The sequence below is a fragment of the Candidatus Synchoanobacter obligatus genome (genome assembly GCF_024259865.1).
In the GTDB taxonomy this organism is placed as follows: Bacteria; Pseudomonadota; Gammaproteobacteria; order Comchoanobacterales; family Comchoanobacteraceae; genus Synchoanobacter; species Synchoanobacter obligatus.
In genome coordinates, this window is the sequence record NZ_JAKUDN010000002.1 from 339,830 (window position 1) to 355,973 (window position 16,144).

At 42.1% G+C, this 16,144-nt stretch carries 11 protein-coding genes; 10 read left to right on the forward strand and 1 reads right to left on the reverse strand.

The genetic code is table 11. The annotated features are described in order from the left end of the window. Positions 1-42 precede the first annotated feature (42 nt). The 5 genes from pcnB to murJ are packed head-to-tail and all read left to right on the forward strand — an operon-like array spanning position 43 to position 5,135. On the forward strand, positions 43-1,230 hold the full coding sequence (gene pcnB / locus MKS91_RS03490) for a polynucleotide adenylyltransferase PcnB (RefSeq protein WP_258569456.1): 1,188 nt from the start codon (positions 43-45) through the stop codon (positions 1,228-1,230). Next, positions 1,223-1,465, forward strand: a complete 243-nt coding sequence (locus MKS91_RS03495; RefSeq protein ID WP_258569457.1) for a FeoA family protein — start codon at positions 1,223-1,225, stop codon at positions 1,463-1,465. The genes pcnB and MKS91_RS03495 overlap by 8 nt, the downstream gene beginning before the upstream one ends. Next, complete coding sequence (locus tag MKS91_RS03500; RefSeq protein WP_258569458.1) at positions 1,446-3,461, forward strand: ferrous iron transporter B; 2,016 nt, start codon at positions 1,446-1,448, stop codon at positions 3,459-3,461. The genes MKS91_RS03495 and MKS91_RS03500 overlap by 20 nt, the downstream gene beginning before the upstream one ends. Before the next feature lie 37 nt (positions 3,462-3,498). After that, positions 3,499-3,645: a hypothetical protein gene (locus tag MKS91_RS05370; RefSeq protein WP_425248424.1), complete on the forward strand. Its 147-nt coding sequence runs from the start codon at positions 3,499-3,501 to the stop codon at positions 3,643-3,645. Then, complete coding sequence (gene murJ / locus MKS91_RS03505; RefSeq protein ID WP_258569459.1) at positions 3,612-5,135, forward strand: murein biosynthesis integral membrane protein MurJ; 1,524 nt, start codon at positions 3,612-3,614, stop codon at positions 5,133-5,135. The genes MKS91_RS05370 and murJ overlap by 34 nt, the downstream gene beginning before the upstream one ends. On the opposite strand, the gene MKS91_RS03510 is transcribed toward murJ, so the two are convergent. After that, complete coding sequence (locus MKS91_RS03510) at positions 5,121-5,525, reverse strand: hypothetical protein (RefSeq protein ID WP_258569460.1); 405 nt, start codon at positions 5,523-5,525, stop codon at positions 5,121-5,123. The genes murJ and MKS91_RS03510 overlap by 15 nt on opposite strands. 119 nt (positions 5,526-5,644) lie before the next feature. Here MKS91_RS03510 and cysS point away from each other — a divergent pair, with 119 nt between their 5' ends. The 5 genes from cysS to MKS91_RS03535 all read left to right on the forward strand — a co-directional run bounded on the left by cysS (position 5,645) and on the right by MKS91_RS03535 (position 16,143). Further along, positions 5,645-7,018 (forward strand): cysteine--tRNA ligase, encoded by a 1,374-nt coding sequence (gene cysS, locus MKS91_RS03515; RefSeq protein ID WP_258569461.1) that lies wholly within the window; start codon positions 5,645-5,647, stop codon positions 7,016-7,018. An 88-nt stretch (positions 7,019-7,106) separates the two neighbouring features. Then, entirely contained in the window at positions 7,107-9,866 is a 2,760-nt protein-coding gene (locus tag MKS91_RS05320; RefSeq protein ID WP_258569462.1) for a DotA/TraY family protein, read from the forward strand. Positions 9,867-9,927: 61 nt separating this feature from the next. Then, a complete protein-coding gene (locus tag MKS91_RS03525) occupies positions 9,928-10,377 on the forward strand; it encodes a hypothetical protein (protein ID WP_258569463.1) in 450 nt (149 codons plus the stop codon). Further along, positions 10,367-13,411, forward strand: coding sequence for a DotA/TraY family protein (locus tag MKS91_RS03530; protein WP_258569464.1), 3,045 nt, complete (start codon positions 10,367-10,369; stop codon positions 13,409-13,411). The genes MKS91_RS03525 and MKS91_RS03530 overlap by 11 nt, the downstream gene beginning before the upstream one ends. A gap of 5 nt (positions 13,412-13,416) precedes the next feature. Beyond that, positions 13,417-16,143 carry a hypothetical protein gene (locus tag MKS91_RS03535; RefSeq protein ID WP_258569465.1) on the forward strand — a complete coding sequence of 909 codons (2,727 nt, stop codon included), beginning with the start codon at positions 13,417-13,419 and terminating at the stop codon, positions 16,141-16,143. Position 16,144: the final 1 nt, after the last annotated feature.

Here is a 16,144-nt window from a genome sequence, read left to right on the forward strand (position 1 = left end):
TACGGTATAAAGTATGATAAGAGCAAGTTTTTGAGAATTTATATGATGTTTTTAAAAAAATGGCTGTTTGGGTCAAAGATTAAGCCAGTTGTATACAGCAAAGAAGCGCATTCTTTTCAATTGAAAAAGGTTGAAAAAAATGCCATATCCGTATTGAAGCAGCTTGACACGCATGGTTTTCAGGCCTATTTGGTTGGTGGTGTGATTCGTGATCAGCTCATGGATATTAATAGTAAAGATTGTGATGTGGTTACAAATGCCAAGCCAGAGAAAATTGTTTCTAAAATAAAAAGAAGCATTATTATTGGGCGGCGTTTTCGTATTGTCCATGCTCGGTTTGGGCGTGACTTTGTTGAAATATCAACATTTCGATCAAATGCTTCATCACGTCAACGTAAGATTTCTGCGACAGGTATTATTCGAAGAGATAACATTTACGGAACGATAGAAGAAGATGTCATGCGTCGAGACTTTACTGTTAATGCGTTATATTTCCGTTATAAGGATCATGCGATCTTAGATTTTGTAGGAGGTCTTGAGGATATTGCTAACAAACGTTTAAAAGCGATTGGTGACCCGATGGAGCGTTTTCCTGAAGATCCCGTTCGAATGCTTAGGGCGGTTCGGTTTGCAGCCAAATTAAATTTGAATGTTGATAGCAATATCGTGGCTGCAGTGGCTGCACATCAGCATCTTTTGAAGGAAATATCAGGTCAAAGATTGTACACTGAGGTTATTAAACTATATTACTCCGGTCATGCTCAAGAAGCGAATCGCTTGCTGAGAGAGTGGGATATCATTACGGTGCTGATTCCTCAAGCGGCCAATATGAAGAATAATCATGCCAAGCAGTTGTGGGATTTAATGGCTGAGAGTGCAGACAGGCGGTATTTACAAGGAAAGAAGCTTAGTGTTGTGTATTTGTTTGCTTGTTTGTTTTGGCCAGTATTTGCGAAGCAAATGGCAAAGAAGCGTTTTCGGCATTTTTCTCAAACCATTGCTGATGACGTTTTGGCTAAGATGTTGTTTGAAGTTCCATTAAAAACCCGAGAGGATATTTCGGAGGTATGGCGGATGCAATATCAGTTTAGGGAGATGGATAAAGCCATCGCCTCTGTGCTTAAGTCAAAGCGGTTGCGTGCAAGTTATGAATTATTGTGTCAGCGGGCCGTGATTGATCCAAAGTTGTCAGATACGGCACTATTTTGGTTTGAGCACATTAATGGATAAGCTGGTTTCAACGCTTGCTTTGGGTTGTGAGTACCGTATCGGGCGGATTCTCACTCGGGAAAATAAAATGCGTCACCGGTTCATTGCCTTGGGTTTGGTCCCTGGGGCTACACTCACCACGTGCTACCGATTATTTCGAGGCTTGTATTGGGTCGTGTCGGTTCAACACCAATATGTGGGGTTTCATTGGTCCGAATTACAGATGTTAAGGTTGTATGAGATTGCAGAAAGTTAAAATTGTTTTGGTTGGGATGCCCAACGTTGGTAAGACAACATTTTTTAATCAGATTACTGGTGCACATTTTAAAGTGGGCAATTGGTCAGGGGTTACCGTAAAAGAAAACAGTATGTGCTTTTCTCGGGGAGAGGTGACGTATGAGGTTGTGGATTTGCCCGGCATTCTCAGTGTCTATGATGACTTGGATCAGGTCGACTATGCAGTATGTCGGGATACGATGGCAGGTGCGGATGTCTTCTTGAATATTGTTGATGGACGGCATGTTCAGCGTGATTTGGTTTTAAGTTTGCAATTACTGTGTTATCAAATACCGCAAGTGACGATTGTAACACATGATGAACATATGGCAACGGACCATCAGCGGTTGGCTAGTGCCTTTTCAACACCCCTAGGGCTGGCGTCATCATTAACATTGGATCAAGTGTTGTCTTTATGTAACCAAGCGAAAGCGATCAACCCTGAGAGCTTGATTGAGTGGCCTGTTGGGCTGCAAGTGGCGTTTGAGGCAATGCCTGATTCGGGGGTTTTGGATAAATTAAAGATTTTGGTGAAACAAGAGAATGAGCAAGTACAGGAGTCATATGATGTGCTTATTGCTGAAGGCTTTTATCACACTGCAGCTTTGTTGATTGATCGCCATGGTTGTCGTCAAGTTTGCCAAGACCCTTTTAAATATTTAGATGACTATGTATTGCATCCTATTTGGGGAGTGCCAATTTTTCTTGTTGTGATGTATGTTATGTTCTCCTGCACCATTGGTTTGGGAGGGGCTTTGGGGGAGTTTATTTCAGGTATTATGCAATTGGGGATTGCAAGCTTTCCAGGGAATGGGTTTATGTCGGCACTGATATCGGCTGTAGGCTCTGGGGTGGCAACAGGTGTGGGTTTTGTGCCTATCTTGGTGGTAATGTATGTCATTTTAGGTTTTTTGGAGCAGTCAGGATACTTGGCCAGGGTTGTGATATTGGTTGATGGGTTGATGAGACCAATAGGATTGAGTGGGCATGCGTTTATTCCGATGATTTTAGGGTTTGGTTGTAATGTGCCTGCTGTGTTAGCAACGAGAACCATCTCTGGTGATTGGCAGCGTTTGCTGACGGGGATTATGTTACCCTTTATGTCATGCTCTGCCCGATTGAGTATTTTTGCTATTTTTGCCGCAGCATTTTTCCCAGGGTATGGTGCTTTAGTGATCATGCTATTGTATTTGTTTGGTGTCTTTGTCGCGATTGCCTCAGCGTATGTTTTGAATGCTTTTTTTGGGGATGGCAGCCAAAGTTGTTTATCGATTTCATTGCCAAAGTACCAGTATCCCAACTGGCCGCAGTTAAAGAAAAGTGTTTGTTTGAAGGTTAAAGGTTTCATGAAAAGAACCATGGGCTATATTGTGTTTTTTTCAACGTTGGTTGCTATTTTGGGGATGGTTGACTTTTCCTTGCAAGTAGTCGAGCCACAATTCTCGGTGATGACAACCACAGGGAAGGCGTTGTCTCATGGTTTTGCGTTTATGGGGCTAGGGCCGGAAAACTGGCAAGCTGTTGCTGCGTTATTATCAGGTTTGGTTGCAAAAGAAATTGTGATTACAACGCTGAATACCTTATATCAAGGTGCTGAAGCACTGTCTCCAGCAGGGTTTGATGTATTGTGTTATGAACTGTTTAACCGCTTGTTGCATTTTCCGTTACAAGTGTTTCTGTTAGACAGCATGGGCAGTGATGTCCAACAAATATATCAAAGTTATTTTTCCGTTCAGTCAGCGTTGGCTTATATGGTCTTTATACTGTTATATTTCCCGTGTGTGTCAACACTGCTGGTGTTTAAGCAAGAGTTTGGTACAGCGTGGTCATTGTTTGTTTTTGGATGGTCAACGCTGTTGGCTGTTGGGTGTGCAATGATTGTCTATGGTGGGTTTCTGTGGATACTAGGGGTTGGCGTTGTGATATTGTGGTGTGTTCTTAGGTTGAGGCGGCGTTATGACTCCATTGTCTGTTAGGGCGTATTTAATCAAGAAGGGTGACGTGTCTATACGGATGTTATCAGAACATTTTCAGATAGATATGGTGATGTCACAACTGTTGATACAGTTTTGGGTAAAAAAAGGTCGGTGTGTGCAGAAGGTATTATGTGGTGATTGTCAGGTCACATGCCCAAGTCAGGTTTATTATCGCTGGATTTAATGATGTTGCGTATGGTGCTGAACAATGCACTGATTACACTACTTTCAAGGGTTTTAGGCTTTGTTCGTGATGTTTCTATGGCTCAGGTTATGGGGGCATCCTGGCATATGGATGTTTTTTTGATTGTTTTTAAGTTGCCAAACTTTTTTAGGCGTTTATTGGCAGAAGGTGCGTTTACCCAAGCATTGGTTCCTGCAGGGATTCGAGCAAAAGACCGTGAGTTTTTTTTCCAACAAGCTTATGGCTGGTTGTGGGTGGTCATTTTTCTGCTATCCTTTCCTTTTATGTGTTTCCCAGATAAGGTTCTAAAGGTTTTTGTGTACGGTCTTGCTGAAAGTAGTCAGCAGTACCAGCTTGCGGTTCGTTTATTGCCATGGGTTTTTCCATATCTAGGGTGTATGGCTTGCTGTGGTTTTTACACAGTACAATTAAATATTGCCAAACACTTTTTCATCGGGTCATTTTTGCCGGTATTACTCAATAGTTGTCTTATTATGGCATGCTATTATTATTCATTTTTTGAGAGCTTATGGTATTTTGGGTATGCGGTATTGTTGGCAGGGATATTACAAGTCATCCTATGTGCCTATGCGACATGGAGAATAGGCGGTGTACTGCTACCTGGTTTACCAAGAGCCAGTGGCGAGATCCAGTCAGCATTAAAGCAAGTATCCATTGGTTTTTCTGCACAACTGTTATCGTATGTTTCTTCAGTGTTTGATTTGCTATTGGTGTCGTACTTGGCAACAGGGAGTTTATCCTGGCTCTATTATTCAGAAAGGTTAATGCTCTTGCCTGTGGGGGTTATTGGAGTGGTTCTGGCGAATATCTTACTGCCCAAGCTTTCGGTTTTATGTCAGAAAAAAGATTACCAAGGGGCTTGTAACATACTCCAAGCAGGACTTTTTTGGGTTATCCTAATAGGCGTTCCAGTGATGATGGGCGGTTTGATCATGGGAGATGAGATTGTGATGGTGCTTTTTTCCTCACCTGAGTTTACTGCTTATGATGTGACCTCAACAGCAATGGTGTTAAATGTATTTATGTTAGGATTGCCTGCCTATATGCTTAATAGAGTCTGGGGAGGGGTTTCTTATGCATTGTTAGAGCCCTCAAGGCAACTTAGAATCAGTGCTATTTGTACATCAGTAGGCATTATGGTGAGTATCATGCTGTTACCACTGTATGGCCATATTGCCATTGCGATTGGCTCTATGGTGAGTGCATGGCTGAACAGTGGGCTACTGTGGCAATATATTAGAGATCGGCTGGGGTTTCGGTTCTTAGGGTGTGAGCAAGTATATCAGATATTGATTGCCGTATTGGCTATGGTGCTGTGTGTGTTCTTCTTGAACCATTATGTAGTTGTGGAAGTGCTGCCAAACCAAATGGGCCGCATCTTGATGCTCATGATTAAGATTGTGTTGGCAGCAGCAGGATACTTTGGTGTTCTATATATGCAGAAAACCAAGCTATCATTGTTCTTCTGAGTCTGGATTGATGGTGTAGATGGTTACGGATTCGTTGCCAGATATCTTTGTAGAAGAGGTAATCTCTTGGTTACACTGGGTTGAAATTTTTTCGATGGTGCAATTTTTAACCTTAACATCTTCTGTAATGAGAATGGGTGTGTCATCAGTGACGATGGTATAGTGTCGAGAAGATGTGCTATTGTCTGATATTTGATATTGTTGTTCTACAAAAAGTGTGTTTGCTGTATACCCAATATGTTGGTTGTAAATACCGGCATCGATATTGTCTAAATAAACATCCATATTTTGTTTTGTGGGTTCAAAATAGGTTATCGTATATATGGTGCACTCTGTCGATGAGGCTTGCGCAAATATTGCTAACAGGGCAAGTAATTGTATCTGTTTCATGTCATTCTCCAAATCCTAATTGATTTAATGGTAGCAAAGCTATGAAAACTGTCAATTATAAATTTAAGGATATTTTGAAAAATAAAGAATTCATGGTATGCTTTGATTCTGAGGAGACTATGATGAAGTTATACAACACCTTAACAGGTAAAAAAGAGGTTCTAAATCCCATTATTCCAGGTAAGTTAGGAATCTATGTGTGTGGGCTAACGGTTTATGACGAGGCACATATTGGCCATTTGCGCTGTATGCTGGTATTCGATCTTTTGGTTCGATTTTTACGACATACGGGTTATGCCGTCAATTATGTTCGGAACATTACGGATGTGGATGATAAAATCATTCGTCGTGCTAATGAAGAGGGAATTACACCTCAAGCGTTAACCACCCGAGTGATCGCAGGGATCCAAGAACAGGAAAAGGCCTTGGGGCTTGTTACGCCAGACCATGAACCCAAAGCTTCTGAGTATATGCAAGAAATGATTGACATGATCCAAGCATTAGAACGTCAAGGTATAGCGTATGTGTCAAAGGCAGGAGATGTGTGTTTTGCGGTAGAAAAGTTCCCAGAATATGGTGCATTGTCAGGGCAGAGTGTGCAGCAATTGTTGTCAGGCCATCGGGTTGATGCTGAGGAAAAAAATGCAGCTGCGGATTTTGTGTTATGGAAAATGGCTAAGCCGGGCGAGCCGAGTTGGCCATCACCTTGGGGGGACGGTCGACCAGGTTGGCATATTGAATGTTCAGCGATGTCTACAAAGATTTTGGGAGATACCTTTGATTTGCATGGTGGCGGTATCGATTTAAAGTTCCCGCATCATGAAAATGAAATTGCACAATCAGTCTGTGCGACAAAAGGAACATTTGCGCGACATTGGATGCATGTCGGACATTTGCATGTGGATTCGGAAAAAATGTCTAAGTCGTTAGGTAATTTTGTGACGATTCAACAGGCCTTGAATCAATATCATCCAGATGTTCTAAAGCTGTTTTTGCTTAAGACGCATTATAGCCAGCCACTTAATTATCTAGAATCGGGTATGCTTGAGGCGCAAAAGGTCTTGTTGAGTTTTTATCTTGCTTTGGCGAAGTCAAAGGACACATCAGACTTTGCAGAGGATGCTGCTGACTGGGTGATGTTTACAGAGGCATTAAAGGATGATTTGGCGGTATCTAAAGCTTTGGCGCTGATGCATGCAGTCTCTGGTCGTCTGGTGGAGGGATCTGCGCAACCAGGTGATAGATCCTTACTCATAGCGATGGGTGGCGTTTTTTGTATCTTAATGCAAGAGCCAATGACCTATTTGCAGGGTAGTGCCAATGTGTCTGAGGTGAATAATTTATTGGCACAGCGTACAGCTGCTAGAAAACAAAAAGATTATGCTGCTGCAGACAGTATCAGGGATACTTTGGCTGAACGTGGTATTGATATTGAAGATAGGGTTGATGGCGTATTTTGGTATGATGCCATGGCCGGGATTTTGACTGAATAATATAATGGCTGCAATATAGGGTGATTTCTCTTGCCTGATTTGCTATGATTAAGGTGTAGGTATTATATTTTTTTCATGAGTATTTCTTGTGTTTAAGCGAATCAGTCATTTTATCATCATCTTGCTTGCAAGCTTTTCGTTGGGTAATGCTGCGGGGACTGCTGACCGGTTGAACTCAACAGTTTATACCGCCGACAGTGTTATGGGGACGTTGAAAAAGATCTTTTTGTCAAAGACCGATACGCCTGACTATGTTAGAGGGGAAGGGGATATTGCATTACCCTTACCCATCGATGATAGTTCTATTGAATATTTGGGTAGGATTTTTGGTAAGGTTGATTATAGCCTAGATAAGGCTGGAGGCACAATGGGCTATATTTTTAGAATATTTAACATTGGCTTTGCCGGACTGGCAACCACGATTATTATTTATAGCTCAGTATTTGGCCTGTCAACGACAGCGCATGATGGCGGTGCAATGGGTTCGAATCGCTTTAGTCCTTGGTCACTCGCAAGAGTTGGCGGAAGCTTGACCATGCTGATCCCGTTTACAAGTGGGTATGCGTTGATACAGGTTTTGGTCATGAAGGTCGTGATTGCCGGTGTGGCATCGGCGAATATGCTCTATTACTCAGCCATTGATTATGTGAAACTGGTGGGAAATTCTTCTGCGGTATTCATGATGACAGAAGAGGTTGCAAAGGCATCTGCCACACCATTAGATGGTTCTAAGTTATACCCGGAGGGTGGGGCAGATACGGGGATGCCTAAAACAGAAAATCTGAATTTAAATGATGTGCCGTTACCAAAAGTGCACCGAGCCATTTCAGATTTGGTGAATTATGTACAGCCCTGTGAAGAGAACATGGTTGAAAAGATAGGGAAAGAGTATAAATATTTGACTAGAGAGGATTTAAGTAAGGCAACGATTTATGTTGAGGATATGAGTCATGATGACGGATCTTTAGCAGGATTCCAGCTGAAGGTTGAAATTCCCTATCCATATGGTAAAAATCCAGAGCCTATCGTTATTGATGGTGCCAAATTTACGTTTGGTTCTAAAGATGGTCGGAAAGGCCTAGATGCCAAGTATGAAGCAATAAAGTATTCAAATGCAATGAAGAGCTACATTTTGAGCATTGCCAACTTTTTGCTCACAGAGCAGATGCAATTCGGGCAGGTTTCAAAGGCTCAATTAAATAGACAGTTGGCATCAGCCGTTAAAATTTTGGTCAAGCAGATAGTCGTTGATGACAGTTCGATCTATATGTCAGATAATGCTAGCCAAAAGGCTATGAAGCGAAGTGGGTGGGTGAGCTTGGGTGGGTACTACCCGGTGTTACTTAAAGATGGCGATGAAGGGGGTGATATTGCACCGAAAGAGCTTCCTAATGCACCCTTTGAGTTAAATGTTGATGATGCGACAGAAGGTGTGTACTCAAAGAAAGTTCCACAGAGTCAGTCTAACCGCACAGCATTGACTAAGAAGGATTACACCTTAAAAACGGCTTATGATGTTTTGATAACTGCAAAAGGAATTCAGGGCACTAGAAAAGCTATAGCATCAAGCGCTAAAGCATCTGCCAGTGATAAGGAGAGCAAGAAGCAGGTGTTGAATAATATTCGTGATCATGTTGCGGAATGTTATGAGACCTATTTAACAGCGATGGGGGGGCTATTAGGGAATACCGAGACTAAGGTCTTTGAGGCACTTAACCTGGGCTTTGACGCTAAGCCGGTGCTGGAAAATATTCGAGATTTGTCTAAAGACATTACAGGCGCTGCGCTTGAATCAGTTTCAGGCCGCCAATTGGGTGTTGGATATGGTGTGGTTGAGTCAGGTGATCTAGAAACCAATCCATTGATTCGTATCAAAAAGTTTGGTCATAAGATGGTAGCTAAATCAACAGGTTTTTACCCCAATCAGAGAGACAAATATTTTAGTGAAATCATAGGAGCCCAGGATGCCGCGTTTATATACTCATCAACGTTCACGTCAGTAAAGGGTGCGATTTCAGCTTACCAAGCCCATCAAACGTATAAGACTCAAAGGGGCTTGAGTAAGCAAGAAAGAAAAAAAGCAGCACAAAATTCTAGCGGTGCCGACTCATTAAAGAAAACGGTAGATTTTGTGTCCGATCTTGTAGGGACCTTTGTGGACTTTTCACAAGATGCTGTCAAGAGTATATTGGGTATTTATCTACCGTTTGGTAGTGGTTTGGCCACTGTGTATTTGGTTGCAGGCGTGACACTATCCGCTTATGTGCCATTTATCCCTGGATTGATGTTCTTGTTCTCGGTATTGGCTTGGTTGTTTGCTGTCATTGAAGCAATGATTGCCTCACCGATTATTTTATTAGGATTCACGCACCCAGAAGGGCAAGACATGCTGGGTAAAGCTGAGCAAGCATTAATGCTGATGTTGGGGGTGTTTCTGCGTCCAATGTTGACGGTATTTGGGTTTTTGATGTCCATTATTTTATCGTATGTTGCGATGAAAATATTCAATACATTATTCTCTTTGTCACTATTGATTTTTATGCGCTCGGTGTTCACTACAGCGCCAACCATGACAAAGTATTCTCTGCCTTTGGCATTTATATCCTCAGGAATCGTGGTGTTATACTCTTATGCTATTTTGGTTCTATTAGAGCTATGTTATTCAACGATTTATGTTGTTCCAGATCAGGTGTTGAAGTGGATTGGTGGGCCGTTAGAATCAGCAGGATCTTCAGTGTCGCAAGCCATGCGTGAGGTTTCTGGTGGTTTGACTCAGCATTCGCAGTCTGCATCACAAGGGGCAGGAGGTATTGCTGACAGCGCTCAAGGGATTACGACACGTGGGTAAGGATAATAGGTGATTCTAGATATTTTTTCTGTTATGATAAGATTAGTTTGGGGAGTCATTGATGATTAAGTTTGGATTAAGGTCTGCATTTAAATCACTGTTTCATGTTAAATCGTGGGTTGGTTGGGATTCATTGGCCAAAAATGGCTCATTTATTCGCCAGTTGCTTAACAGTTTGTTTAATGCCAACGCTCAATCAGCTGTTCAGGAAACGTTCGAAGAAGCTGTGAGTAAATATGGTTATACCCCGGAGTTTTTAGCAAACCAAGAGGCGAACTTTCAAAGGGCTGCTCGAGTGTATTTAGGTTTTTTTGCGATAGGTGCTGTGTATATGCTTTGGTTGTTGATCAAAAAGAAATGGTTGGCTTCTTTTGTTATGGTCCCGATCAACCTCATGATGTTCTCATTTTATTTTCGAGAGAGTTTTTGGCAGATGCAGTTACGTAGAAAGAAGTTGGGAATGACGGCAAAGGAATGGTTTCATGAAACCGTGTTAGGATATGATCAGTAAATTTAGACAATGTTTAGTATTCCTGGTGTTTGCCATTATGGCGTCGCTTGCCTCGGCCAACACAGAAAGTCCTATTTTGGAAGAGTTTAGAGATACGACAATGTTAAAGAAAAGCATCTTATCACTAGAAGAAGATGCCAGTACAACGACATACACGAATAAAAACACAGACTTGTCCTTAAAGTATCTAGGGGTGATATTTGGTGATTATGAAAATATTGGTACTCAAAGCAATACTGTTATTGGTGAAGCTTTTAGAATGTTTAATTTAGGCCTCCTGGCTGTTGTGTCATTTATTGTTGGTTATACCGTGATTACCAGCGTTATCGGTTCCGCTCAGGATGGCGCTGGGGCTTTTTCAAGTCGTGTTAGTCCCTGGACATTAGCGAGAACGACGGCAGGGGTGTCATTAATGGTTCCAATGGCATCAGGCTATTCCTTGGTTCAAAAACTGGTGATGCAAGTCGCATTAATGGGAATTGCTTTTGCAAATACAGCCTGGGTAGGCGTGATTAAACTTAATGAAAGTGAAATGACGGTCACAGGAATACGTGCGTTAACGGTAGTAGATGATTCTGATGATAAAAGATTATATGAGATTACTGCCATGCGCAACATGATGACTCATGTTCCATTTAACCTGTTCAAAGCACGAGTACGCTGTAAGTTCGATAATTCAGATTCAGTTCAATGCGATAATATTAATGTCGTCACGGTTGAAGACGGAAGCGTGACAGTAAATTTTCCTACTAATGTTATCCAAGAATATAAGATTTTAAGCAAAGATGAATCAATCTGGACTACAGAGATAACGCCTGATGGGACGTACGTGAGTCCGGCATTTAAAGGCTCTCTTGATGCCATTCTTGCAAAGACAATAGGTCATGATCCTTTAAAAGAGGTTCTCACCCTTGCATCTGAAGATGAGTCGGGGGTATCAGCACTAAATGATGCCTCGATTGAACAAAGGTATGATCGTATCTACAAATGTGTGAAAATTACTGATCTCGGGTGTCAAAACCGAATAGCTATTGCTCAAGAGATTGTTATGGGTTCTCATACAATCTTGGCTGCTGGTGATAGCGTATCTAATGACGACTCATCTAGTGTTGGGGGGAAGCCGCATGATTTGCAAGGTGATAGCGTATCTAATGACGACTCATCTAGTGTTGGGGGGAAGCCGCATGATTTGCAAAATGAGGTGAAGACGTGGGAGGATGAAGCAATAAAAACTGGCTGGTTGAGTGCAGGTATTTATTATAATGAGTTGTCTCCAGATGCCGAAAAAGTGCCTGATTCAAAATCGCTTTATAACAAGCCAGATGCCAGGTTAGCACTCTTTCGTAATCCAAGTACTATTGGTGAAGATTTGATCGAAGAACCTGGTAAGTCGGTATCTCTTGTGGACCTTCAAAAAAAGGTTATTGAGGCGCTTAATAAGATGGCTAAAGGTAGTACCACGGATGAATCTGGCAATATAGAAAAGTGGATAAAGGATCTCAGTGAGGATAATGAGCTGTTCAATCGTATCAGTACATTCTTGAGTGAGTATCGCCCAAACGATGAGAATGCATTAAGTATTACAGACCAGTTGGTTAAATTAGATACTTTTCTTGATGAGGCTAACACCACTGGCGGAGGGATTCTATCAGCTTTTCCTGCACAGATTAAAGGCCACCCAGGTTCCGGTAAGACAATAAGCGATTGGTATTTAGGAGTTAGGGTTGATTATCCGTTGAGGAACTTGGTTGAGATGTCTAAGCGGGTTGTATATAATATTATTGGTATGAAATACGAAAATAGCCTCGGTACGTTAAATATAGGCTGTCACAAAACATTTAATCAAGACCTGAATCTAAAAGATTACGATTGGAAGGTTGGCGATCCGAGTGTTGTTGGGGGTGTCATGACTTCAGATCCAGATCCTTCATGCTACTATCAAGGGAGCTTGCTGTATTCAGTTCTCTTTCCCACACACGTTCTTAACCCTTTAAAACGAATTCAGCAGTTGGGAACAGCCTTGCTAGATGCGGCCATTAGATATTACGATGATACCCAAACTCAGTTGTACGAACAGACAAAGATTCTGGCAGATAAGTATTTTAACAAAACTTCTGCAATTATGGGAGGCGCTACTGCCGGTGTGGCGTTAACATATGGCTCGCCGTTAGCGGCAGCCGGTAGTGTTGCTCAAACCGCAGCTGAGATAGCTGTTTCTGATCAAAAGTTGAAGTTTAATGGTACGAAAGTTGCTTTGGATATGTTTGTTTCTTTTGGAACGGCAATAGCAGGGATCTTTGTGACACTGGGGGTGATGTTGGGAATCTATTTACCAATCCTTCCATTTGTGTTGTTCTTATTTGGTGGTGTTGCATGGCTGATGTCAATTGTTGAAGCCATGGTTGCGGCACCTTTGGTTGCCTTGGGAATGACTCACCCTGAAGGGCATGATCTTCTTGGTAAAAGTGAGCAAGCCATGATACTCATGTTGGGGGTCTTTGTTAGGCCGATTACGATGTTGTTTGGGCTATTGATGGCGATTGTTGCCTCGCAAATTTTATTGACATTATTCCATATTGGTTTTTCAGGTATGGTGATTGGAACCTTTGAATCCGTTGTTTATGATAATGTTGCGGATCAGGCGTATGCCATGGGCGCTATCGCTGCAGGCATCATATTGGTTTATGTGTATGTTTTGATGTCGATTATTGAACAGACCTATTCATTAATCTATGTGATTCCTGAGCGTATTTTAAAATGGATTGGAGGCCCAGCAGAACAGTCTGGTGTGGGTCAGCTTGCTCAACAAGTCAAGCAGGAGACGTCTCAAGCAGCAGGTCAAGCAGGATCAGGTGCTGGTGCGTCGACGAAGGCACCTTCTGTTGCGCCTTCTATGGCTAATGTTGAGATGCCAGAGAGCAATACTAATGATGAAGAAGATTCTGATGATAAAGAAGGTGGTGCGAGTGCGAGTGGCAGCGATAACAATGGTGGTTCTGCCGCCGGCGGCAAAGGCGGTGGCAAAAATAGGTGACTTTTATGAAGCCGCTGGCTAGATTTTTATTGATGCGGGCACTATTCCTAGGCGCTTGTTGTGTGTGGGCCGAAGATGGCTTATCGATAGAGCTTTTAGGACAATTATTTGGATCAGTAGATCAACATTTTAATGTTGATGATGGCTTGGCATCTGTATTATTCCAAGTATTTAACTCGTCGATTATCATGTTTGCAACATTTTTTGTGTCTGTGATGGTAATGCAAGGCGTGGTTGGTACAGCATCTCAGGGAAGTCTGATGGGTAAGAAGATGGGGCAGTCTTCTTATTTTATGTTCTTTCGTTCAGGTTCTGCCATGGCCATGGTTTATCCTGTTTATAATGGTTATTCTTTGATTCAAGTATTTGTGATGAGCATTGTCATGCATAGTGTGGGAAATGCGGGTGATATCTCTCAAATGATTATTCGGCAAACGATGAATTCAACAGATTTGGAGTTAGGTGGTACGAATGCTGCGCAGGATGATCCAAATATGCAAACGTCATTGAATAAAAGTAAGTTATTGTCTGGTTATACTGCTACTGGGTTTTATGAAAATTTAATATCAGGGATGCTTGAGGCTTTTCAATATCAGGAAGATCGTCGATCACCGGATGATTTTTCTCAGCCATTATACCGCATTAAAAGTGGCTCTGAAGCTGGTCGGCCAACATTAGCATTAATTTTTAATAAGAAAGACCCTAGTGAATATGACGCTACAACGATGGTGTTTCAGAAGCCTCAAGGACTGTCACCAGATGCTTGGTCCAGTATTCAAAAAAGAATCATGCTGGCAGCAAGTGAGGTTCAAAATGCAATATCTAGAGAAGGCTGTATTATTGCAGCGGCTCCCTCGGATGCTTCACAAAAGAGAGAATGTAATGTAGATAGTGGCTCAAATGTTAATCCATGTCTTAATAATTTGTGGAAATCATTAATTTCAAAACACCGGGCTCAAAGTTTTGTTCATCCGCTGTCTCCTGAGGAAGTCATTGTCGTTAAGCCGGTTCAGGCTTTTTGGCGAGATTGGATTTATTTTCCAATCTTATACCAAGCGTCCCAAGACCTTCGGGCAGAAGGTATTACTGTTACGTCAATGGATGGTCTTTTTCAGAAAGCCTTCCCAACGTCATTGAAGAAGGCCTCTGAAAAACAAAAAACCTATAGCAGTTTTACGCAAAACCTTGATGTTGGTGGTTTTGTTAAAATATTGGGTGAGAAAAATAATGATGAGGTGGGTTTGTCTGCCGATCTATTTAGAGATATAGTTGACTTAGGAGATGAGAAGGATGACCATAGTCTGCGCGCAGAAGTTATTGTAGCCAATCATCTCAAAAAACTTCTCTTAACTGTTTCAATACCAACTGTTGTATGTGATGTGACGACAGTCACGAACCATGACACCTGTGGGGTCCAGTCTCTTGCGCTCACTGATTCTGAGACATCATTAGTTAATTTATGGAATGCTGGCAATACTCAAAAATATAAATTGACGTCTGTTAACTCTGCTGAGGCAGAGAGAGTCGCTATGCAAGCTCCGATAACGGCTTTTGTAAAGTCTACTGGATCGAAGTGGATTGAAACCTTTATTGGGATTGATGGGAAAGCAGCCAAAGTCTCGGTGGCGCCAATAAGCGCTATGACTGAAATGGCAACTCAGTTTTCTACCGATAGCTTACTCTTCATGTTTACATTATCTCGTAATGTCAAACAGGAACAAATGAAGTTGGCAGCCAACACGTTTTGGTCCTTTTTCTTGCAGCAAATGGGTTTGATGGCAGGGTCAGCGCTAACTGAAGTCATGGTTACAAATTCTTGGGATCATATGAACTGTTTGACGGTTAGTGTCCAGCCAGGAATTGGTAGTACACTGAGGCGACCAATTTGTAGCCCTATGCTAATAGGGCCTCTTCCTTTTCCGGGATATCCTGCAGAGATGGGGGTCGCCGTTGCCAAGGTAGCCATTACTGGAGCTGCAAACACTGCGACGCAGGTCTCAAATCAGGTGTTGATGGCAAAGTTTGATAAAGATTGGCAATTACAGACACAGTTTGCGTATAACAAGTATGGGTATGTAGTGACTGCAGCAATACCAATGATGGTTATCTCAAATTTGTTGGCAATATGGTTGCCAATGCTACCAACATTAGTCTTTTATATTGCGGTCATTGGCTGGGTGCTGGCTGTAATAGAAGCAATGGTGGCATCACCATTGGTATTATTGGGCATGACATTTCCGCATGGTCATGACTTTTTAGGTTCAGCGCAGCAAACCATGATTGTACTATTGGGGGTTTATATTAGAGCGCCATTGATTGTGATTGGTTATTATGCTGGGATGGTTATATTGGCTTTAGGGATGCAGTTGTTATCTCATGGTATCGTTCCTTTGGTGATTGGTCGTTTTGCCAGTTCTGACACACTTCCCCTACATGAAGCTTTCATGCTGTATGCTTTTATGTTGATTGTTCTTTATATAACAGGAACACTATTAACTCAGGCAATTTCTTTTACATACAAGTTGCCAAACGCTATTTTAGCATGGGTAGGAGGCCAACGTATGGATGGTGTTGAAACAGCCGCTGTTATGCAGCTTCAGAATGCGGTTAATGCACAGCAGAAAGGTGCCCTGGGCTCTATTCGTGAGGCGGGTATGGCAGGTGGCCAAGACTCGAGTTATGGGTCAGCCAGTGCAGGTGCTAGTAAAGCTCAAAACCTTAGAGGAGGTTGAT